Annotated in this window: 24 protein-coding genes; 15 read left to right on the top strand and 9 right to left on the bottom strand. The window is 38.7% G+C overall.

Annotated features, from left to right (window positions below):
* Window positions 1–34: 34 nt before the first annotated feature.
* Window positions 35–652 carry a hypothetical protein gene (locus RG959_RS15435; RefSeq protein ID WP_342797873.1) on the bottom strand — a complete coding sequence of 206 codons (618 nt, stop codon included), beginning with the start codon at window positions 650–652 and terminating at the stop codon, window positions 35–37.
* Window positions 653–1,024: 372 nt separating this feature from the next.
* On the opposite strand from RG959_RS15435, the gene RG959_RS15440 reads away from it, so the two are divergent.
* Both RG959_RS15440 and RG959_RS15445 read left to right on the top strand, forming a co-directional pair.
* Window positions 1,025–1,579, top strand: a complete 555-nt coding sequence (locus RG959_RS15440; protein WP_342797874.1) for an SMI1/KNR4 family protein — start codon at window positions 1,025–1,027, stop codon at window positions 1,577–1,579.
* 291 nt (window positions 1,580–1,870) lie between these two features.
* Window positions 1,871–2,074 carry a DUF6366 family protein gene (locus tag RG959_RS15445; protein ID WP_342797875.1) on the top strand — a complete coding sequence of 68 codons (204 nt, stop codon included), beginning with the start codon at window positions 1,871–1,873 and terminating at the stop codon, window positions 2,072–2,074.
* A gap of 1,085 nt (window positions 2,075–3,159) precedes the next feature.
* Here the strand turns inward: RG959_RS15445 and RG959_RS15450 are convergent.
* On the bottom strand, window positions 3,160–3,486 hold the full coding sequence (locus RG959_RS15450) for a hypothetical protein (RefSeq protein ID WP_342797876.1): 327 nt from the start codon (window positions 3,484–3,486) through the stop codon (window positions 3,160–3,162).
* A gap of 648 nt (window positions 3,487–4,134) precedes the next feature.
* Between RG959_RS15450 and dctA the strand changes: the two genes are divergently transcribed.
* Both dctA and RG959_RS15460 read left to right on the top strand, forming a co-directional pair.
* Window positions 4,135–5,475 carry a C4-dicarboxylate transporter DctA gene (dctA, locus tag RG959_RS15455; protein ID WP_342797877.1) on the top strand — a complete coding sequence of 447 codons (1,341 nt, stop codon included), beginning with the start codon at window positions 4,135–4,137 and terminating at the stop codon, window positions 5,473–5,475.
* A 299-nt stretch (window positions 5,476–5,774) separates the two neighbouring features.
* Window positions 5,775–5,978, top strand: coding sequence for a hypothetical protein (locus RG959_RS15460; protein WP_342797878.1), 204 nt, complete (start codon window positions 5,775–5,777; stop codon window positions 5,976–5,978).
* Between the two features lie 1,558 nt (window positions 5,979–7,536).
* On the opposite strand, the gene RG959_RS15465 is transcribed toward RG959_RS15460, so the two are convergent.
* The 3 genes from RG959_RS15465 to RG959_RS15475 all read right to left on the bottom strand — a co-directional run bounded on the left by RG959_RS15465 (window position 7,537) and on the right by RG959_RS15475 (window position 9,578).
* Complete coding sequence (locus RG959_RS15465) at window positions 7,537–7,707, bottom strand: hypothetical protein (RefSeq protein WP_342797879.1); 171 nt, start codon at window positions 7,705–7,707, stop codon at window positions 7,537–7,539.
* A gap of 313 nt (window positions 7,708–8,020) precedes the next feature.
* Entirely contained in the window at window positions 8,021–8,413 is a 393-nt protein-coding gene (locus RG959_RS15470; protein ID WP_342797880.1) for a hypothetical protein, read from the bottom strand.
* Between the two features lie 610 nt (window positions 8,414–9,023).
* The gene (locus tag RG959_RS15475; protein WP_483298896.1) at window positions 9,024–9,578 is read right to left on the bottom strand and encodes a DUF7010 family protein; all 555 of its coding nucleotides are present in this window, start codon (window positions 9,576–9,578) and stop codon (window positions 9,024–9,026) included.
* A 1,144-nt stretch (window positions 9,579–10,722) separates the two neighbouring features.
* Between RG959_RS15475 and RG959_RS15480 the strand changes: the two genes are divergently transcribed.
* The 5 genes from RG959_RS15480 (at window position 10,723) to RG959_RS15500 (ending at window position 13,329) form a co-directional block, all read left to right on the top strand.
* Window positions 10,723–10,950: a hypothetical protein gene (locus RG959_RS15480; protein ID WP_342797882.1), complete on the top strand. Its 228-nt coding sequence runs from the start codon at window positions 10,723–10,725 to the stop codon at window positions 10,948–10,950.
* A gap of 214 nt (window positions 10,951–11,164) precedes the next feature.
* Window positions 11,165–11,362 carry a hypothetical protein gene (locus RG959_RS15485; protein WP_342797883.1) on the top strand — a complete coding sequence of 66 codons (198 nt, stop codon included), beginning with the start codon at window positions 11,165–11,167 and terminating at the stop codon, window positions 11,360–11,362.
* 180 nt (window positions 11,363–11,542) lie between these two features.
* The gene (locus tag RG959_RS15490) at window positions 11,543–11,737 is read left to right on the top strand and encodes a hypothetical protein (protein WP_251270128.1); all 195 of its coding nucleotides are present in this window, start codon (window positions 11,543–11,545) and stop codon (window positions 11,735–11,737) included.
* A 105-nt stretch (window positions 11,738–11,842) separates the two neighbouring features.
* Entirely contained in the window at window positions 11,843–11,992 is a 150-nt protein-coding gene (locus RG959_RS15495; RefSeq protein ID WP_342797884.1) for a hypothetical protein, read from the top strand.
* Window positions 11,993–12,297: 305 nt separating this feature from the next.
* Entirely contained in the window at window positions 12,298–13,329 is a 1,032-nt protein-coding gene (locus RG959_RS15500; RefSeq protein ID WP_342797885.1) for an FUSC family protein, read from the top strand.
* A gap of 33 nt (window positions 13,330–13,362) precedes the next feature.
* Here the strand turns inward: RG959_RS15500 and RG959_RS15505 are convergent, their stop codons facing one another.
* Complete coding sequence (locus RG959_RS15505; RefSeq protein ID WP_342797886.1) at window positions 13,363–13,578, bottom strand: hypothetical protein; 216 nt, start codon at window positions 13,576–13,578, stop codon at window positions 13,363–13,365.
* Window positions 13,579–13,971: 393 nt separating this feature from the next.
* Here RG959_RS15505 and RG959_RS15510 point away from each other — a divergent pair, with 393 nt between their 5' ends.
* From RG959_RS15510 to RG959_RS15520, 3 genes are all read left to right on the top strand, one after another.
* Window positions 13,972–15,330, top strand: a complete 1,359-nt coding sequence (locus RG959_RS15510; protein ID WP_342797887.1) for a glutamine synthetase family protein — start codon at window positions 13,972–13,974, stop codon at window positions 15,328–15,330.
* Between the two features lie 296 nt (window positions 15,331–15,626).
* Window positions 15,627–16,805, top strand: coding sequence for a beta-ketoacyl synthase N-terminal-like domain-containing protein (locus RG959_RS15515; protein ID WP_342797888.1), 1,179 nt, complete (start codon window positions 15,627–15,629; stop codon window positions 16,803–16,805).
* 178 nt (window positions 16,806–16,983) lie between these two features.
* Window positions 16,984–17,367 carry a DUF6173 family protein gene (locus RG959_RS15520; RefSeq protein ID WP_251270123.1) on the top strand — a complete coding sequence of 128 codons (384 nt, stop codon included), beginning with the start codon at window positions 16,984–16,986 and terminating at the stop codon, window positions 17,365–17,367.
* Between the two features lie 81 nt (window positions 17,368–17,448).
* Here the strand turns inward: RG959_RS15520 and RG959_RS15525 are convergent, their stop codons facing one another.
* The 3 genes from RG959_RS15525 to RG959_RS15535 all read right to left on the bottom strand — a co-directional run bounded on the left by RG959_RS15525 (window position 17,449) and on the right by RG959_RS15535 (window position 18,870).
* Window positions 17,449–17,598: a hypothetical protein gene (locus tag RG959_RS15525; RefSeq protein WP_342797889.1), complete on the bottom strand. Its 150-nt coding sequence runs from the start codon at window positions 17,596–17,598 to the stop codon at window positions 17,449–17,451.
* 137 nt (window positions 17,599–17,735) lie between these two features.
* Entirely contained in the window at window positions 17,736–17,903 is a 168-nt protein-coding gene (locus RG959_RS15530; RefSeq protein ID WP_242233099.1) for an aspartyl-phosphate phosphatase Spo0E family protein, read from the bottom strand.
* Between the two features lie 178 nt (window positions 17,904–18,081).
* Window positions 18,082–18,870 carry a hypothetical protein gene (locus RG959_RS15535; RefSeq protein WP_342797890.1) on the bottom strand — a complete coding sequence of 263 codons (789 nt, stop codon included), beginning with the start codon at window positions 18,868–18,870 and terminating at the stop codon, window positions 18,082–18,084.
* Between the two features lie 301 nt (window positions 18,871–19,171).
* Here RG959_RS15535 and RG959_RS15540 point away from each other — a divergent pair, with 301 nt between their 5' ends.
* From RG959_RS15540 to RG959_RS15550, 3 genes are all read left to right on the top strand, one after another.
* Window positions 19,172–19,579 (top strand): hypothetical protein, encoded by a 408-nt coding sequence (locus RG959_RS15540; RefSeq protein WP_342797891.1) that lies wholly within the window; start codon window positions 19,172–19,174, stop codon window positions 19,577–19,579.
* A gap of 227 nt (window positions 19,580–19,806) precedes the next feature.
* Complete coding sequence (locus RG959_RS15545) at window positions 19,807–20,430, top strand: hypothetical protein (protein ID WP_342797892.1); 624 nt, start codon at window positions 19,807–19,809, stop codon at window positions 20,428–20,430.
* A gap of 1,172 nt (window positions 20,431–21,602) precedes the next feature.
* A complete protein-coding gene (locus RG959_RS15550; protein WP_251270117.1) occupies window positions 21,603–21,956 on the top strand; it encodes a hypothetical protein in 354 nt (117 codons plus the stop codon).
* Window positions 21,957–22,036: the final 80 nt, after the last annotated feature.

Below are 22,036 nucleotides of genomic sequence, written 5' to 3' on the forward strand. Positions count from 1 at the left end.
CATTTTTTATTTTAGAGGCGCTTTCATACAATAATCATTGGTACTCATACTGAGTTGGACTTATGAAATCAGGAAGCGTTTCACATATTTTTTCGTACGTAGAGAATTGTGGGTTATTTGAGAGAACGGCAATACTAGTTCCATCATAGCCAATCCAAAAGATACTTGTGTCTTGATCTACTTCCACTACTATTGTTTCTGTGATTTTTCCCTCCCAATTTCCTGTCCATTCTCTTTGTTCCACACTAAACACATCTTTATTTGCTGACCATACAACGATTTCATTTGCGGTTCCCATTGTAATGAACCAGGGGAAAATTTCCTGGAATTGCTTTTCATTTTGAATCTCTGTAATCGCCACAGTTAGCTGAGGGCTTTGGTACAAATATTTATAATAGACATTTGCTTCCTCGCAATCTTTTTCATAGTCTTGTTTCCAAGAAGAAAGGATTTCAGCACAAAAATAAATAGGGTATGCTTTAATGTTTTTCATCCATAAAAGCACGAAGTTTTCATCACACTCAGGAAGATAAAAGTTATCTATATCAAAAACATAATTTGCAGTTCCTTCGATAGCAAACGGAAAATGGCCGCCAGCATCCGGTTTATTGCTAAAATAATGTTTCGGAAAATAAGCTACTCCAACATCCATACGTATTCATCCCTTTATTAATGAATTATTTATTAAATTTTAATATACCATTAAATAGCATGCATTTGACTGTCATATCAAATGTTACACAATCTCATGAGAATTTACAGCTTCCTCTTTGCTCAACAGTTTAGGCGTACTGTTTAAAGAAAATCCTCCAATTCAATTTATTTATGAGGATTATTCAACAGAAAAAAGAACTTGGGGATACACCAAGGTAGCTGATACATTTGATGATTTTTTAAGTCAGCTTTTTCGTCTAGTCGACTAATTTAACTGAATTTCATAATCAACAGTATCGGTCAACTGCTGATTATAAAGATAGGTTACTTAAATATTAAATCTAGAATATAGAGAATGGGGGAGTATCAGGTGCTAACAGAAGGAAGTATAGTCAAACAAACAATAAGTGCTCTAAAAAAGCGTCTTGAGCAAAATGATAATGTAATCGATGTCCAAAGCGAACGGGGGCATGTATATAAAGCAAAATGCACGTTCAATCACCCGGCAAGTGACGAGGAAATAGCTAATTTTGAAAACAAGACGGGCTTAATATTGCCGCCAGATTACAAAGCGTTTCTAAGAATAACAAATGGCTGCCAATTATTTGATGATGTTGAGCATGGTGGTGAGATTGAGCTTTATAGCTTGGAACAAATTCTCGAACTGAATGAGTATTATGACGAATTGGACGGTTGTTATGACATAGCATATATTCATCAAGATAACATTGTAATCAATTCTAAACTTTATTCGGAAAACCAAAAAAATTATCTTCTATGGAAAGACCACACAGAGCAATTTACAGAAGCTCAGCCATTGCAGATGAACTTTGAGCTATGGATGGACCGATTTATTATGAGCCAAGGTGAAAAATTTTGGTGGTGGTCTATACATACTGCTGAGAATTACTATAGGTTCTCATAAGTTTCTTAATCAACAGTTTTGTTCTACTGCTGACTATAAAGATAAGTAATAATTCTTTGCAATTTCACTTTATTAACTGTTAAGTTATGCGAAAAAGCCGTATCAGTTCACATGCTGATACGGCTTTTTGTCTCTTAAAAAGGCTTTTTCATAAAGAATATTACTTTGGCTACAGGTAATTGAGAACTTTCTATAACATTGCACTATTACCTTATATATCCATTTAAACAAGATTGATTATTCGAGAATTAACAAATTATGTTAGAATTATAGAAAATAGGGGGTGCTAAAATGAGCAAAGATAAAGAAACTCCTGAAAGAACAAGAGAAAGACTAAGACAAGAAGAACTAAAAAGAAATCCAACTGGAAATATGAATGATGCATTTAATGAAAACCTTGCTGATTTAGCAGGTAGTTTAGGTTGGAAAGGTGTCGGCATTATAATCCTTGTAATTTTAATAAGCTTTGTCTTGATATCAATATTTTTCAAATAAGAAGGCCTCTTTTTGAGGTTTTTTATTATGCACTTTTAATATCTCAACCGTAGTCCATTAGGTTTTTGATCCGCTGAAATAAGTGTCTGTTCCACTTGTTTTTCAAAGGATAAACACTTGTCTAATACGCTCCAGAAATAAGAGAAATAGCCTTTAAAAAAGTATGGTCCCTCTCTAAAAGGTATGAATAAAATGAACAGAGTATCTTATGTTTAATTAAAGTTAAAAGTTTCTTGAAGGGAGTTTATAGGGTTATGCAGTGGATCGAATTTATGATCAAACAATTCTTAATGGAGCCTTTATGGTTTAAAATACTAGTCTCTACCACTTTACTTAGTTCTATTATTTTTAGCAGTTCATTTTTCTCGAATAATGCCTATTACCAAAGTAGCTCCAAATTAGCTGCAGCAATCTTTTTTTGTGCATATGGCATTAAAATGCGGAGAAACCTTCTGAATTCTGTCTTCTTATTTACTGCGGCAATTGTGTGTATTTATCTATCAATTCTGGCACAATATTAGTAGCGCTTATTCTTTTCTGTTTATATATTGAAGTCCAAGAGAAGCTGCTCAAGCGCAATCAATGAGTAAAAGCCGTATCAGCATGCTAACTGATACGGCTTTTACTTTAGGAAATTCATTACTTATTCATTACCTTTCGCAAGCCTATCCGCTGTTATCACAGTCACACTTGTTGTCATAAGCTTGGTGGTCTTTTTTTACGCCGTTTGTATATTTCTTGCACAGATTTGTATCAAAAATGAAGTGTGTTTTGAGCCGCCTTGTGCGCTTTTTCAGCTAGTTCAATACTAGTGACGCTGACATGCCTGATGACCAGTCGCTTGATTTTAGGATTAATGGATTTGATTTTTCAGGTGAAAACTGGTTCGCTATTGATGATGAGGGGATATTCTTTTTCTAATTCGCTCAAAATGAAACAAATAATACGCAAAGAGCCTCCATGTTATAGGGGGCTCTTGAGAAAAAACAAAGGTATATGATAACTTGGGCTCAAACGCAATCATGAACAAACTTTAGAGAAAGTTTCTGTTTGGATAATATGTATTCACTAAAAATAAGAGAATCTTATTTGAAATTTTGGATAAGCGATTCTGCTTCATAAATAAATTGGTCTAATTGCTTTTTGGCTTTTGCAGCATCCATCATGTTTTCCGAGCGGACTGTCTCAATCTCTTCTTGTTTTAATGACCGCAATGTTTCAGCAAGAAGTTCTAATGTGGGGATAGCGCCTGAGTCGAAAAAGAAAGACGGACGATCAGATTCAGCAGGCTCTGATTCCTCTTGGAACTTAATTCCCGTTAGAGTTGAATAACAGGGCAGGCAAAAAGGTTTTTCATTTTCTTTTAAAACGGCCTGACTTGTATGACAGGACACGCATAATGTGACAGACATTAAGGGACAACCTCCGTATTCAATTGTTATTTCATGAGTGTAACAGATTCCTGTTTTGCCAAGAAAGGGTAAAGCCTCTCATTTTCAGTAAGGAAAATTAACTATAACGAACAGAAGAAAGGAAGGCTTAGTGCGTATCTATGCCATTTTTCACAGGACGTCCGCTTTTATGTCGCGTTAAAAAGAAGGCATCTTAAAGTTCAATGTTGAAATATAGATAAAATTATAAGGAAACTATTTTTTGGTTACATCCATCTTTTGTCATGCTGTCAGGGTACTTCTTGCGGAGTTCAGGCAGTTTTTAAACGATTCTTTTTTAGATGCAGCACTAGCTGCTTATGCCGGAGAACAGGTTTTGCTATTCATTAAATTATGAGTAAAAGCCGTATCAGTCATCTTGCTGGTGCGGCTTTTTATTTATTGTTTTAAATTTAGTGGAAAGAAATATTACATAACTTAATTACAATTGTTTACTATACAGTTTTATTCAGGAAAATAAATAGAAGAAACACCTAAAAATTATAAACAAATTAGCTATAATGAACAATGAAATCTCACTAATCATGGTTTAAGATGATTAAGAGATATTTAATGTTACATTTTATTACATTTGTGATTAGTGGAATATTGCAAAAGGGGGAGAGGAAGATGAAGAAAGAAAAAGCGAAAGTTCCTTTTTATAAAGGGCTATTCTTTCAAATCATGGTTGCAATTATAGCGGGGATTTTAGTTGGCTATGCATTTCCTGATATTGGACTTGCTTTAAAGCCGCTGGGCGATGGTTTTGTAAAACTGATCAAGATGATTATTGCTCCGCTTGTGTTTAGTGTCGTCGTAGTCGGAATTGCTAAAGTAGGGAACATTAAAACAGTAGGCCGGATAGGCGGAAAAACACTTCTGTATTTTGAAATCGTCACTACGCTTGCATTAATTATCGGCATGGCAGTGGCAAACCTGATGAACCCAGGTCAAGGAATGAATGTGGATCCTTCCACTTTAACTACAGATGCAGTAGAAGAAAAAACCCAAGGATCTGAATTGCCGAGTGAAGCTGAATTTTTAATGAGTATTATTCCTGATAGTGCGGTAGGTGCTTTTACAACAAACTCAATGCTGCAGGTTTTACTTATTTCCTGCTTGTTCGGCTTTGCTCTTGTTCATGTAGGCGGGCGTACAAGTGAAACGATTCTTGATTTACTAGAAAAAGTGAATGAAGTCTTGTTTAAGATTATGGATTACATTATGAAGCTAACAGCAATTGCCACATTCGGTGCGATGGCTTTTGCCGTTAGTCAGTATGGAATGGGGACACTTTTATCTTTTGGTAAGTTGTTTATTGCAATGACTATTGCGTGTCTTGCTTTTATTGTAGTATTAGCTATTATCACACGTGTATTTTTAGGTCTAAACCTTTGGAAAATAATTGTCTATATTCGTGAGGAAATTATGCTCGCTTTTGCAACAGGATCTTCAGAAGCTGTCATGCCACAACTAATGGACAAGTTAGAAGACGCGGGCTGTAATCGTGCGGTAGTCGGGCTGGTTATTCCAACTGGTTATTCTTTTAACCTGGACGGTGCTTCTATTTACCTGTCACTTGCCTTGGTGTTCCTTGCGCAGGCGGTAGGGATTGATTTAAGTTTAATGGACCAGCTTATAATTTTAGGTGTTCTTTTATTAACGTCAAAAGGCATGGCCGGTATTCCAGGATCTGCATTCGTAGCGCTGTCTGCAACCGCAGCTGCCACAGGCTCTATTCCTGTTGCCGCGGTAGCATTAATGCTCGCTCCTGACCGCTTCATGGGTAATTACCGTACAACTGTCAACATTATTGGTTATGCAGTAGCAACATTTGTCATCGCACGCTGGGAAAGACTGCTCGATATAAAACGTGCAAAAGACGTTCTGGCCGGCCGTATTGAAATTGAGCCTGTTAGTATGGCGCCTAAAGCATCCAGCAACGATTTACCTTTAAAGAATTTCAAATAAATAATGGATAGGGATAAATGATAAGGGCTTGCTTGTTGAGCGGGTTCTTTATTATTTGCTGATATTTTTTGGAGGTTGGGTATTTAAGTATTCATTGCTGATGCAGCTTTACTTAGTTGACTGCTTAATTTTATTGTTCACATGCAATGCCGTCTTTGCTCTTATTTGCATAAATATCAAGAGTTTCGGACCTGCTATGTGCGACAGGTGCATTTCTTGAAATACGGGTTTAAAACACAAGGATTGAGTAAATTAATGATATTAAATACGATATGCTACTACAGGTAAGGAGAATTAATTTGAGCGATTTTGCAGAAATACCAAAGCCGCCAGCAGAAACTCCAACAAAGTCACCAGCAGAAACACCGGTAGAGCCGCCGGTGGAAGCGCCGACACAGCCACCAGCAGAAACACCAGTAGAGCCGCCAGCTGAAGCGCCGACAAAACCGCCGGCAGAAACACCCATTGAGCCACCAGCAGAAACACCCGCAAAAAATAAATAATTATTTTAACTTGATTCTCTTAGGCCCGCTATCCGTTATTGATAGTGGGTATTTTTTGTGGAGTAAGGAAAGCAAAGGTCATTTTAGTAAAACAATGGAATGGCCCAATCAGTACTGTGGAGGTTGCTTTCATGAAGGAATATAGCGAGTTTGGAAATCTTGAAAGGAGATGAGGCGATGAGTCGGCATGAAGTGTACGAAATGCTCAAGGAGCATCATAAAAAACAGGTCCTACAATGACTTCTCTGCAAATGATTTTAGCTGCCAGCGAAGAGCTCCTATCATCAATGCTGTTCATAAATTCAGCAGTTATGTAGACGGTCGGAGGGGGGCAGCATGAGACCAATTCAAGTATTTAACCGATGCTGCAGATTATTTAATCGAGCGCATCAGAATCATCATTGTCTTTAATAATACACAAAAAAACAGGAGCTATAGAGGCTTGGAAATATTATGGAAGTGACGTCTAATCCTCAGCCAGCCAACTATTAACATTCGGTTCTTAAATAGAGATCAGCGGCAGTTTAAAGCTAAAGGAACATGGGTCAAATGAAAAAACATAATAAACACTGTGCAAAATTCAACAATTGAACATGAAAAAGAAAAAGGTAATATATACTACTTTTCCTGTTCGCATTCCAGCAATGCTTTACTCAAAAGTTGAATGTCATTGTGGATGAGTTCCTTAAGGTTCTCATCTTCACATTTATGATAGTCATCTACAAGACGGCCAATCTCAGCAGAAAAAATGATGAATAGATCTTCCAGAGTGAACAGCTCCTTTCTATTTTTGAGTAGCTTGTTTCATTCCAGGTGTATTATGCATGAATACGTATGGAACTTTTATGAGGAAACGAAAGCTGAACATTGAAAGATATAGATAAGTCAGATGACAAAAATGATCGTTGAGTTTCTTGAATAAAAAGTATAGTGAGAGTGGAAAAGGAGGTTGAGTTGATTCACTGCATTTGCAGTATATGAAGAGCTGGTTGCGCCAGGCCGATCAAGAGCTTCGGCTTTTCATGGCAAAGTTCAAATGTATGATCCACAAAAATCAAGGAGTGCATAAAGTTCGCTGCTTCTCAGCGCTGACCCGTTCAGCTTCTAGAAGGTCCAGTGGAAATACTGACCGGGTATTCGAGCCAACACTGAAAAGCTTCAGAAAAAAGAAAGCAGTCACAGCAGGTCATTTAGGTAGATGACAGTCAGATTGTTGATTTAAGAGTTTCAAAGTTTGTTAGTGTCACACCGCGCGTTGAAATCATCATTGAGTCAATTGAGCTGCAGCAAATGCAATTTAATCATTTTTTTCCCAATAGTAGCCGAAAGTGATAACAATTGAAAAAAGGAGGAACATAAAAATCCACAAAGCAGGGTTCATCATATCAGCTCCTTGCAAGTATTAAATGATTTTGGTCTCTGGCTGAGCGAAAGGTTTCAAACCTGCAAATTGACAAATGAAATAGTTTCTCCAAATTAAATAAAAGGGGCGGCAGGACGATTAAGGGTAAGGGAGTGGATAAGAAGTGACAATAGTAAAAACAAAAAATGAAGCCCTTTAATAAAATCGTTTATCTTTGTTTTTGAGTTTTTGATTATTGTCTTTTGAAGACTCGTCGTTTGATTCGGAAAAGGATTTGGATTTTCTTGATAGGAAAATGACCGAAACAATGAAGCTTACCGTTAAAACCGCGGATAAAAACCATCCGAACAGTTCAATTGGATGCATGTTTTGGAAACCTCCTTGTTAAGGAAATCTTTGAATTATCTATTTACCCATTTAAAAGAAAATAAAGCGTTATTTTTTAATTTAAGTCATAACAAAACGTTTGAATAAAAGGGGCAGCCTTGCCATTTTCAGAGGGAGATTAGGTCTTTGTTAATGTTGGAGACAAGCCTCTCGCCCCGAAGAAAGCTTCTAGAGTGAGGAATCGGGCAGGAAGGGACAACAGCAGTGGGGTACAGTCGCGGTGAGTAGGAGAAAACGCTAAAATCGTTCTTTAACAAAAAAGAAGCCGTGAAAAACGACTTCTTCATAAAAATTAATACATTGGATACTGTCCAGGCATCATATGAGGAGCGTTGTTATCATGGCTCTGAGGCATCATATGAGGAGCGTTGTTATCATGGCTCTGAGGCATCATATAAGGAGCGTTGTTATCATGTCCCTCCCCCATCATATAAGGAGCATTGTTATATCCTTCAGGCATCATTTGGGGAACTTTGTTACATCCGCATCTTTTAGGCATTCTTTTGGGGGCATGGCTGCGCCCTTCAAGCATCATGTAATGCTGTTCCACCTTCATTACGTACTGAAAATGTTTTTGATAATAATACATGTGTTTTTGAGGATCTACATACTCGTATTTTTTCGCGAGCAGTCCATATAAGCTTGCTTTTTCTAAAAGATCCTTTAACATGTCATCCATTTTCATTAAAAATTCCCCCTTTTAGCTTTACCTTAGTAGGGTATTCACTTCATTTTATGTTGTATAAGAAGATTGCCTGCTTTTGCATAATAAAACGGCAGATTGAGGTTTTTAAGAAGGAAGCGATATGCTGTAAGGCGCGTGTATCGATTTTGTGTACGTCACTTTTTTAGGAATATGCGGCTGATATTATTGTGAATTTTCAGGTATGCTCAGCAAAGAAGAGACTTTTATTTTAAAGTGCTGAGCAGATGATATATCCTCGAGAAGTGGAATGATGATTTATATAAAGAAAGACCTCACAGGTGCCGTGAGGTCTTCAAAACTTGGTTAAGTACCGCAGTCGTAATATGCACCTGCTTAAAGTATGCCCAATAGGTAACCTTTTAAAACTTTTCTTTCCTAGCAGGTAAGTTGACAGACAGCAAAGATGCAGCCTTAAAGAGATGACGAGAAAAGAAAAAAAGGGGATTTAAACAAAAACAGCCAGGGGACTCTGACTATAAATAGCAGGGTCATGTTTAGTTTATGATATTTCCGTCGGAAAGCGAATCCAAGCTGTCGTGAGTAAGACTGCCGGTTAGTATATCGCGTGGAACAATCCTTGCGCGAATAGTTAAACAGCATCAGTTTTAAGTTCCTTAAAAATCAACAAAATACCGATTGCGTGTACGATGGAAGTGGCCAGGGGTACAAGTGTAAATGCCTGCTCAACAAAGTAACCACCTAAAACGAGAGCGGAAGAGCAGTTGCCTAATGTGATAAACAAATAGGCCTTGCTTCTATAGATCCACATGTAAGGGAGGAAGTGCGAGCCTCCAAGCAGGCCAATTGTAAAAGGAAGGTATTCAGGCATATGTCTATACACAAGGATAAACACAGGAATAAAAAAAGCCTGGGCAGCTGCAATCATACCGCCTAAAACACTAAGTGGATTATCGGTTGATAACAAATGGACATTCATCATTTTACATAGCACCAGACCAAATGGAAAAATTGCACTCATACCTAAAATCCATATCAAGCAGACTGGTTTTAAAGGCAAGACAAAGGGCAGAAAGGTGAATAACAAAAAAATAATGGAACCAGATAACAATATGGGAAATCCTTTTTTGGCTGCCAGGATCATATCGGTTTGAAACTGTTCAAGTGTTTTATTCAAGTAGTTCACTCCTTACACTGACATATTACGACCTGCCTATAATGTGTTGTTGAATGCTTATATTTATTATGAACTTTAAAGGTTAAATCATTGATGGGATATTTTCAGGTTGCATGAAAAAGCAGCCAGACCGGGGAGCCTGACTGGAAAAATGGTGACGAGCTGTCGGAGTTGGGTTTGGGTTGTAACAGTATCATTATGGGCGGTTAGATGAAAATTTATACAAAAAATCCAGGGAGGTTTCCGAGCTTCAAGGCCGATATGAGGTGTTACGAATGGAGAGGGCACTATTATTTAACGCCCTGATATTGGTCATTTCCTATACTTGGAGAAATTATGCGAAGTCAATGTTCTTACTTTATAAGGAAGGCAACTACTAGATATAAATACACCGTTACTAAGATCAAAACTCACTTGCGAAGCAGGATAGCATAACACGCTGAATGGGATTACTCATCTTTGGGGACAAATAAAACAAACAAAGTTATACAAGGAAACACTAAATGCGAAGCATCGGAGGAGCAACCTTGAAAGTGATACACTGGTCTCTGGTATTTGCAATTGCTACTTTTTTTGCAGTAGCCGAGTACACAAAGGCGAATATTAATCCCGTAGGTGTATCAGCATCTATCGCAACCGCTGTCGTAATTGGAGCATTTGTAAGACCGTTCATTAAGTAACAGGCAGCAAGAAGGAAAGAAATAATGGGAATGTGCGTAAAAAAGAACAGCCAGAGGGGGCTCTGGCTGCACGGTGTGAATATTACATGGGAGAGAGGAGTCTCTCGCTATCGGTCAGTATGGACAAGCTCGTCATATTTTATACAAGCCAAATAAAAAAGCTTATAGATAGGTTAACGAAGTCTACAGGCTTTCTTGAAAGTAGATTAGTCAGCAGCTGCCAGCTTTTCGTTTATTTTTCTGCAATAAGTGGATTTCTTTAAATCTTCAACCGTTATGAATACAGATGCGAAAGGCAGAAGCTGCTAATTTATTGACTGGCTATACATGGACAACTTCTGAGTCTATTTCTCGTTTTGTTTCCATGCTGCATCCTCCTCTTGAGCCCTTGTACAATATCATATGAGAGAGCAGCTAAGAAAAAAGGGAATCACCTCCTTTTGACGAAATGTTAGAAAAAGGGGGAGCGCGCAATGGATAAAATCATCTATAAAGTCATACTGCAATTCGATAAAGACAATAGTGAGATTATCGAAGTCAAAGGTCCACCCGGTAAGGAAGAAGTAGTATTGAAGATGTTTACGGATCATGAAGAGAAATGGATTATTGACGAAAACAACCAGGCGATTAACTTGAATTTAGTAACAAAGATCTCAATTGTAAAACCGGTCAGTATAAAAGGTGAACCGGCAGACATGTAATGCGGGAAAAGATAACTAGCATCCTCCGGGGTGCTTTTTTCTTTGTTCAAAAAAACTTGGAGGTGACGGTGATGTAAATTGGCGAACTGGGATGATATTAAATCAAAGCGGGTAAAGTAAAAAACTAAATAAGGTAGTTATTAGAACAAGTAGTGTTTGAAGGAAGTTGACCGCTTTAATCGAAATAAACAATAAAGGTAAAGGAGGGTTTCGAATGAAGGTAGAAGTAAAATATCGAAGATTTGATATGAAAGAAGGGCGATTAGTACCTAATCTCAATTATTCTTACGAAATAGTAGAAATCGATAATCAATCAATCGACGACTCAGGAGAACTGGCAGGAGACGCCTTAAGCAGGAAATTACACTTAAATAAAGATCGGTTTGAAATAATCGAGAGCAGACCTATCTGAGTGTATAACTGGCTTTCTAGCTTGAAAACTTAAAAAGAACATATGTATATCAAGAGAGGTAATCTTCATGTATCACTTTCCCGAATAAAAGCAGCCGTCGTCTTGTCGGAATTTGATGAATGATTTTTATTGGATTTTAGCGCTTCCTCCTGCAATATATAGGAGGGAGGAAATGGGAAAATGAGTGAGAAACAAACAGAATTGAAAAAATACATTGAACAGCTAGAGAAATTCAAGGAATTGTGCAATATATTTCCACACATTACAGCCGTGTCTGCTTTACTTAGTGAAAAGAATATCGCAACGGAAGAAGAATTTTACAGGGAACTAAACAAATTTATAAAAGAAAAAAGAGAAACAATTGCATCCAAATAAACGGGTGCTATTTTTTATATCCGAATAAACAAAGCTCTTAGCGAAAGAGATCAAGCAGGAAATCATTCTTCTATTGCCGAAATGTAAATAAAAGGAGACGATGATATGACTAAACAAACGGAATTGACCGCAGAGGAAATGAACAAAATATTAAAAAACATTGAAATTGACCAGGGGACAAAAAAGCTATTGAAAACGTTAATTTTGGAAAAGAACAAGTTCATTCCTGATCGATGGGTATCTAAAAATGGCTGACTCCTCTATAACACTTAATTAATGATGGAAAGAATATACTTAAAATATAAAACAAGCGAGCAGCCTTCGGGGTGCTTTTTTCTTTATTCCAGAAATACGCAGGTTTTAAGACACTTCCTGGCTGCTTAAGGCACCCGGCTTTTAAGGTGCGGTGCACATGAAGACATACACAATTCTAACCAGACTGCTATACATACCGTCTAAAATGGATTAAAGAGAATTATTTGTAGTAAACTACATATTCCACTAAAATCAAATGAAAGTGTCTTTGTTTATATTGAAAAGCCAAACAGGAGGATTAAAAGATGACGTTAGGTCCGCGTGTCTTTAAGACAGGTATTGCTGTCACACTATCACTATACATATGTTATTTCTTAAATCTTGAGCCGGCTGTTTTTGCAGCGGTGGCAGCCCTTTTTACAATTCAGCCATCGATTTACCGATCCTGGCGGCAGCTGCTCGATCAGGTAATGACCAATACCATGGGCGCTGCGATTTCCCTTTTTTCTATTTACTTTATAGGGGACAACCCTATTATCATCGGGGTGTTGATGATGCTCGTAATTTCATTAAGCTTGAAAATGAAAATGGAAAGCACCATTCCACTGACCCTCGTGACAGTACTGGCTATTATGAGTACCCCGGACAATGAAAATATAGATTTTATATTGAACCGCTTTTTGATTATTTTAGTTGGTATTGGATCTGCTTTGGTCGTGAACCTGCTGATTATACCGCCAAACTATAAAAAGAATTACCTTGAAAAAACAAGAACAGTTTTTCAAAATATGTCACTGCTGCTGCGTACGGCCGTGTCCAATGAATTAACGGAAACATCTTTTCAAGAGCAAAGCAAAAAGCTCCAGGATGATATTCGGAAATTGGAGGACTTGTTCAAAATGTTCGATGAAGAGCGCACCAAGCTGTCGAAATTAAAGCCGGTTGATGTGCGGGAGATTGTCTTATTTAAGCAAATGCTCAAGACGCTTCAGCAGGGAGAAGAAATATTAGAAAATATCGAAGAACATTATTTCCAAACCGGAGCAAACGAAGCAGAGGATTATTTGTTTGATACTCATATTGAACAATTAATTAAATATCATGAATATTTACTTTTAAAATATGAAGGGAAAATCAAGCAGCAGGAAAACCATCACGAACTAAAAGAAATAAAGGAAAGCGCCGCTTTTTTTGAACGGGCGCTGGATATTTATAAGCAAAACAAAGACCAAAAATTTCGCTTATTGATTATTGCTTCTTCCATCGTTGAATACTCCTTTCACCTGCAGAGGATGGACCAATTAATCGACCAATACTACAAGGTACGAAAGGTTTGAGGGGAAAAACAGCCGCTACTCACAGCAGCTGCTTCAGACTGTAGACAAATGATATGGATGACTGTGCAAATGAATGGGATGGATCGGCGGCGTCCGGGCAGCTCCGCTTTCCATGGGGCAGGCGCTGAGTCCGACTCCGCCAGAAGGCTTCACCGGTCTCAGCTGCCCACTAGTCCCATAGGAGTCTGCGCCGCCCTCCCGCCGCCAAGTGTGGCTTGCGACAAGATGGTATAGTGCTAATAAGGTCATGTCTTTCTGTTTAAAAAAGAGAAAATGTTTATTCGGTCCTTGCTTATGGATCTTCAACACCACTTATCGGCTCTTTTTTAAAAGCGAAAGACTTTGTCTACACACTGAAGCAGCCGCTACTTATAGCGGCTGCTTTTTTTATGGAATCATATTTTATACATGAGGAAAACGGGGTTTAATCCTGTTTTATTTGTTTTAAAAGAAAACAATAAAGTGCTTTAAGAGGTTCTTATTTTCTAGCGGAAAATCTGGAAGATTTCACTTTATAGAAAAAAACCATTACTTAAACTAGCATAAATATTCAAAAAAATGATTGTCAAAACGTGTCGACTGAACTATAATCAAAATATCAGATGTGATATTACATAACGTGAATTTGGAGGAAAAGATGACATGACAGAAACTCTTATTTCAAATACAACAGAAGCAGCTTTAGAACAAATTAAAGAAACTATTAAAACAAAAAGTGTAGATCTACTTCACTTACAGTTTGTAGATATCGAAGGAATCTTAAAGCATGTCACTGTAACAACTGAACAATTAGAAGATGTCGTAGAAGGCAAAATGATGTTTGATGGTTCATCTATTAAAGGTTTTTCTGCCATCAACAATTCAGATCTTTATCTTCAGCCTGATTTATCTACATTTGCGGTTCTTCCTTGGACAGAAGAAGAAGGCTACGCGGAAGCACGTTTTCTTTGCTCGGTCGTAAATCCAGATGGTTCTTTGTTTGAAGGAGACACGCGTAACGTTTTAAAGAAAACAGTTGACCGTGCAGCGGAACATGGCTACACGATTTCAGTCGGACCGGAATTAGAATTCTTCTTGTTCAAAGCAGACGAAAATGGAAACCCGACTACTGAACTATCAGATAACGGCGGTTACTTTGAGCCATCTCCAAAAGATCTTGGTGAGCGCGTTCGCCTGGAAATTTACCGTGCATTAAAAGCAATGGGCTTCACAATTGAAGCATCGCATCACGAAGTGGCTGAAGGCCAGCATGAACTTAGCTTTAAATATGCAGATGCATTGGGTGCAGCGGATAAAGCGACTACGTACAAGTGGGTCGTTAAAACAGTTGCGAAACAGTATGGCTTACACGCAACATTTATGCCGAAACCAAAGTTCGGAATCAATGGTTCTGGTATGCACGTGAATATGTCGTTCTTTAAAGGAAACGAAAATGCATTTTTTGATCCTTCTGATGCTTTGCAATTATCAAAAGAAGCGTACCACTTTATTGCTGGTCTATTAGAAAATGTGAAGAGCTTTGTTGCAGTAACAAACCCATTGGTAAACTCGTACAAGCGTTTAGTTCCTGGCTACGAAGCACCTTGCTACCTTGCTTGGTCTGCGTCTAACCGTTCTGCTCTTATCCGTATTCCGGCGAAAAAAGGCCTTGCAACGCGTGTGGAACTGCGCTGCCCGGATCCATCTTCAAACCCTTACTTAACGTTTGCGGTTATTGCTTCTGCAGGCTTGGATGGAATTGAGAAAGAACTAGAAGCGCCAGCGTCTATTAACGAAGACATCTTCCACATGACGGAAGAACAAAGAGCGTCTTACGGAATTGAAAGTCTTCCTGGCAGCTTAAAAGAAGCAGTAGAAGCTCTGGAATCAGGCGATATTGCGGTAAATACATTAGGGGAACACGTTTATAACGAATACGTTTCTTTGAAAAAAGCAGAATGGGACAGCTACCGTACAGCCGTTCATGGATGGGAAATCGAAAATTACCACGCAAAATTCTAATAAAAAGCGGGATTTTGCCCGCTTTTTTTGATAGCTCTTCATTTCACCTTGTTGGTAAAATGGAGGGCTGTTTTTCTTTTTCTTTCCGCGGGTGGATGTGAGATCCTGTTTACACTAAAACGGATCTTTATATCGTGCAGGCAGAAAAAGATTGCATCAATCTCTTATAACATTCTTTAAAGGGCTTCGGCTGCTTTCGCCCCGTCACCCTTGATAAAGAGGAGGAAAAATAACTCATTCATTTCTAACTTCAGTGTTATACTGATAAAAAACAGGACTTTAGAAACGAGAGATCAATGATGAAAGTAGCAGTGACGGGGATGGGCGTGCAGCTTCCAGGAGCGGACAGTGTAAGCCGCTTTGCTGAAATGCTGGCTCACAATATTTGTCCCTTGCAGGTTGTAAAAAATATAGGAACGCAAAAACACAGAGATTTAGTTATGGGTGTGATTGATCATGAGATACTGAGTGATCCTTATTTTAAAAGGTATTCGAGGATAAACAAACTGGCCATCGCCGCAGTGAAAGAGGCGTTTAAAGATATCCATATAGAAAATCATCCAGGTAAACGCATATCCGTGATTTTTGGGACGTCTGTAGGCGGGCTCACAGAAATCGAAGAACTCGTGGCATCCGCTGCACAACAAAACCTGCGGCGTTATCCGGTGACGGGTGTTGTCCATGGCAATATTGGGTCACTTGCAATGGGGATTGGTTCATACATAAAAGCAAATCATCTTCAGTTGACGCTTGGAAACACATGTACCGCCAGCACCGATGCTATTTTGCTCGGAAAACAACTTCTTGAAAGTTATACCACGGACATATGTGTAGTAGGGGGAGCAGATTCTTTAATTAATCGAACACTCGTGTACGGTTTTTTAAAACAAAGAGGTCTTGCTGTTGAAGAAGATGTACATCAGGCAGGCATGCCGTTTTCAACATCGACTCATGGATTTATTGTGTCCGAAGGGGCTGGGGCGCTTGTGTTGGAGCGGGAAGAAGATGCTGTGCGAAGAGGGGCAGACATTTATGCTTTTATCGAAAAAGGCTTTTCCAATCATGATAATATCTCAGTGTTTCAATCCGATCAAACCGGAGAAAACATGACTGAAGTAATTCAGGAAATATGCGGCAGCCGCCTGCCGTCATACGTGAACAGCCAGGCTTTAGGTTTAGAGGAAAATGATCGGGTGGAGGCCATTGCTTATCGAAACTGCTTCGACGGCAGTGTGCCCATCACGTCTATAAAAGGGCTGTTCGGTCATACCTTTGGAGCCTCGGGTGTGACCCAGGCGATTGCTTCCATTATCAGCATACGGGAAGGCTTTATTCCTGCCACATATAGAACCGATAAAAAAGGCTTTGAATCACTGCCGATTGTAACCGAAAAACAAGAAAAGCCGGTTTCCTCGGTTGCGGTGACGACACACGGCTTTGGAGGAAGTAACACAGGGCTGCTTATTACAGGATAAGGCGGCCTTTGTTCTGCACAACGGCGACTGATCCGACTGAATCGGCAGGCTTTTTCATATCGAGTGGCTTAAAAGGGGAAGAACGCTTCTGAAGACTTGGGTAATAATTTCTCGAAAAAGGAGATAATAAAACGGGATGTAAAGCAGATTTACCCGGTTCGAAGAAGGAGATGATAAAGTGGAACAAAAGCCAGATTCACTTCAACCAATGAACGACAGTGACATTTGCAATGAACTGCCTCTACCGATGAGTGCACCGGGACAAAAAAACCTGGCAAGTGAAGTGTATAAGCATTTAAAAAAGAGAGCGGAAGATTTTGACAACAAACTGGATGGCACCCAGGGAGTGGGTGTGAAACTGATTCCGTCCGGACAGTCGGTTACTTTTCAAGTCAGGGCATTAGGTTATTGTGATCCGAGTTTAATCATTTTTGATGGCGTTACGGAGAGTGGACTGGAAGTGCAGTTGATTCAGCACGTATCGCAGCTTAACTTTTTGCTGATGGCCATGCCCCGGCCGAACCCTAAAGAACCAAAAATTCCACTCGGTTTTATTCAGTAAGCCAAAAGTCACTTTTATAGGTGGCTTTTTTTATTTGAAGCTTGGAGAAAAAAGGGGTAAACGCCATAAAAGGCGCTCGCTTTACCCTTCTTTATTCTTTTTTCCATCATTGCTTTTATCTATGCCTGTCACGTTGTTAACCGCTTGAACAATTAAGTTAAACCCTTGATCCATGGTTTTAATGGATTCATCTTTCTGTCCCGTTTTTTTCGCCTGCTCTTGCTTTTCCATGTTGTCACCTCCTCTATATAGAGTTTGTTGAACGCCCGGAAATATTCGGAGGTGCTGTAGGGAAAGGAGAAAAAAGATAAGTTTATGTTGGGTAAACACGCAAAAAAAGCCGGAAATTTTTCCGGCTCTATAAATAGTCAGCTCGTTTGAAGCTGATACTCAATAATTAATTTATCTAATTCCTGGCTGTATCCTAACACTTCCTCACTTCCGAATCCATAAATAGCAGCAGCGAGAATCATTAGATGGCGCAGTTTTTTAATTTGGAATGATAATTCTTCAAGAATTGGCTGGTTCGTATCCATATGCATTCTCCCTGTCAAAAAGAATAGGAACTAACTTGATTATAGGATATTTTGCATAGAAAAGAAACAGTTGTTTGTGAGAAAATCTGACGAAAGTAAAGGAAAGTGCTTGAAGTAACATTCACAAGAAATGAGAGAAAAGAGAAGTAAAGTTAAACGCTGGTCATCCAGCCGGGATTTATTTTATCCTCGGTTCCTCTACTTTTAGCTTTCCTGTGTGCATACTTTCTAAAATAAGCTTTCCATCATCTGACTCCATTTTCAAGATGCCATACTGCCGCTTGATTACCCCTTTTTTCAAATCAACTGGTGCCACAATAAAGTGACCATTATATTTTCCTACGACCACTCGGCGGGGTTCCTCTGTCGTTACGTAGTAAGCCGTTTTAAAATAAGCTTGAAAATAGCCGAGCGCGCTGCTTAACATTAACACTCCGATTCCAGCTGATATATACCAAACCAATTGATTGTGTGTATCTGAATTTTTTCGCGTTACAAGATAGGTGATTTCAGAGAAAATAAGCAGAAATACAATGATCGTGCCGATTGTTAGGAGAAAGGTAAAGGCTTTATCGTATTCCGATGTCACAAAAAAATCAGTGGATTTAGAAAGCACAAGCAGGGCTGTAATGAGGAACGAAAAAACAAAAAGGATTCTAGTGTACCATCTTTTTGAATACATTTTTGAATAAGCCGCTGGTGAGGAAAATAGGGAAATAAACTGCGCCAGCACGAGGCATAAAATAAGCAGGTAAAATAAGGTCCCAGTGAAGTTAATCAATTTAATTTCGATCAGTTCAGCCGGCATGCCGTAATACCTGAATTGACTTTCCGTATAAAAATACATAAAAGCAACCGACAGAACAGAAAACAAGCTGAAAACAACAGTCAGATCTGCTCCATGTATAAAAGAAAATAAAGGGAAATTCTTTTTTTGGGTGGTTTCCTGCTTTTGTGAGTTTCTCATTGAAACACCCCTCCTAAAAAGCCAGCCGCAAAAAAGCGGATACTGGATAATGGCATATGCAGCACTCTTATCATATGAATCCGCCGTTATTTGTTGCTTTTCTTAAGCACTGATCGATGAATATGGCTCGGCTGCAGCGGTGATACTATCCGCTCAAGCTGTGTACTGCGCCGCTGTATGGCCAAAGTAGAAACGTACATGGAAACCTCGGTAAAGAAAGGATGAAAAAAGTGGGCAGAAACGGAATCGGTGAGAAAGCTGCTGTAAATGGCGAAGAAAAGATAAGGAAAGCGGCAGACTTATGAGTGAAGCAGTTCCTTTTAATGAATCACTCGTTCAGTACTCATCCGGCTGGCAATGGGACGACAAAAAATACTGGGGAGAAGCGGGCGAGATTATCGGTGTTGTACCGGATCATATTGTGATGGGAAAGCCGCATGATCAACGTTCAACGGAGTATTGGTTTTACTTTGCTGCCATCAGCCGGTCCCTCACCGCTGATTTTGTGCAAAAAGAAAAAAGAGCTCTAACGTCAGATGAGGAAAGAGCGTTAAATGACCGGGCCAGAGAGCTGATGAAAGAATCGATTTTGCACAAAACTCCCGTGAAAATGCTTCTGGCCAGGTATGAAGTGACCAATCCATACAGACCGCCCGATCTTTCCGGATTGAAAGTAGTCGAATACCTGCCGGCAGGCCCGGCTCATTGAATAAAAGTGTTTTGTACAAAAAGAGATAAACTGAACAGCAAAAGGAAGAAAAGAAGCGAAAAAAGCCGTATCAGCGATTCAGCTGATGTGGCTTTTTTGTATACAACAGCTGAATTTACTTCTTTGCAGGCGGATCTTTTTGTATGATCAAGTCCGTCGCGAAAAGAAAGCTTCTTTTCTCTGCCTGTGTTACTATAAAAGGAGAGAAAAAATGGAGGTTTTTTTGTATGAAAATGTCTGTGACCCGGGGGCTGGCAGAATTGAAGCTGCTGGACAAGCGTATCAAGACAGTAATGAACTCGGCTGCATTCGTTGACTTTGCCATCGGTGAAAAAGCGGTGAACGGATACACATCGAACAAAGAATATGAAGATAAAGTGCAATCAGCTTATCAGTCTGTGAAAGATTTGATAAAACGACGCAATGATATTAAGTCTGCGATTGTTCTTTCCAATGCCATGACAAGGGTGAAAATTGCGGACAAAGAATATACGGTTGCGGAAGCCATCGAGCGAAAAACATCTATTCAATATGAAGTGCAGCTTATGCAAAAAATGAAAAACGAGTATACAAAAGCGGTAAACAACATTCAAAGAATAAATGAGGAAGTCAAAGAAGAATTGAATCGAAAGCTCGATGCTTTGTATGGGCGCGAAGCAAAAACGAAAGTGGATGAAAACAATGAGCTTGTGAAAAGCTACCGAAACGATAACGAAGCTAAAATGATCGATCCGCTGAAAATCCGCCATACATACGAGAAACTGGAGCAGGAAATTGATGAATTTTTATCAGAAGTCGATTTTGTCCTGTCTACCTCGAATACTTTGACGGAAATTGAAGTGCCGGAATAAGATAAAGCGGTTAGTCAGTCGAAAATCAGCAAAACTAAACAGGTGCGGGCGGCTTTGGCCTTACAGCCGCTAACTTTTCATTCATCCATTTGAGGATACAGGGAACTTAAACGCGAGCGAGCGTTATCAGGCTGAAAGCTCAAAGTTAAACGTTCAAACCTTAAAGGTGAAAGATCAAAGCTCTTAAAAGTTAAAGCTTAAGGCTCAACGTTGATAAGTTCGATAAAATCCATGAGAACGGCTTAGGCGGTGTTTGTTTATCGGCCGCATTGATTGCCGCATGGCTGATTGGCTAACTGCCTGCATAAAACAATACATTGTTTTTCAAATCAAAAAAACTGTTCATGATGAACGGTTTTTTTTTGATTTGAAAGAAAGAGTGTAATCACAAGGATGTTTATTAAATTATTTGTTCTATTTTTAGAAAAGGTAAAGTAAATAAATAGAAAAACAAAAGTAAACAAAAAAGCATTAAGAAAATAGAATATTCAAATTTTTAATCCCGGTCTTATAAAAAGTGACAATTCCTATTAGATGGGTATCCAGTATGTATGGTTTCAAGAAAAGAATGGATACAGCTGCTTCTTCCCATCTTACACGGGACATATTCGTCTTTAAACACAGAAAAAAATAGTGTTTTTAAAAAGTACATATTTTACAATGTGCAAATTTCAAATAAAGGAATAAAAAAGAACAACCAACATATTTTTAAACTGGTTGCTCACACTCCAGCAGTGCATTTTTTAAAAGCTGGATATCTTCTTCTATTAATTTTTTAAGGCGCAAGCTGCGACACCGGTTATAATCATCTATTAAACGACCCAATTCAGCAGAAAGAAGAATGATCGTATCTTCCAGAATGAGCACTCCTTTTTGGATAATTTGTTTTCACCAAGGTGCGGGACAGATGAACGTGTGGGTGATGTCTATCAAACTACTAAAGGGTAAAATAGTCAAACCTATATGTTTATACCCTAATTTCAAAAAAATATGCGTAAATATATAAAAAAATTTATTTATTGGAGAATGAAGCTTCTTCAATGCGATAAAAGACATGTTTCCTGTGGTAGATAAAAGAGTTTTTGTTTATTTTAAAACGAATGGTGAAAAATATGGACATGAAAGTGAATATTCCAAACCAACTGTACAAGTAAGGAAGGAGACGGCTGTGAATGACACAGTGTATTTTGCAAATTAACAAAAAAGCGCACCGGGCAGGGGACCATATTGCGTTTGCAGCAGCGGAAACATTGGATCCGCCCATCGATATTGGCGGAGGAATGTGTTATCACCGATATATTGAGCATTATGAAAAGCTTGCTTCTGAAGAGGAAAGAAAAATAGGCTTGACGAATATTTTAAGCACTGAGGAAACAGAAAACGAAATTTTTTATACGGTAGACGAGAGCCAGATTCCGTTTATAAAAGAGGTGGCCGTTTCAATTACAAATGAGTTTCCGGAAAGCTATGAGCGCCAGTACACGGAGTTTATTCAACGTCTTCAAAATGAAAAAATTATTGCTTGAGGAAAGTAAAAAGGATTATGGAGCCGTCGTTTTAAAGGCTTAAATGAGAAATAAACAAAACAAGCAAGCCGTTCTCCTGT

Origin of the sequence: Domibacillus sp. 8LH, assembly GCF_038806185.1 — a bacterium.
In the GTDB taxonomy this organism is placed as follows: Bacteria; Bacillota; Bacilli; order Bacillales; family Domibacillaceae; genus Domibacillus; species Domibacillus indicus_A.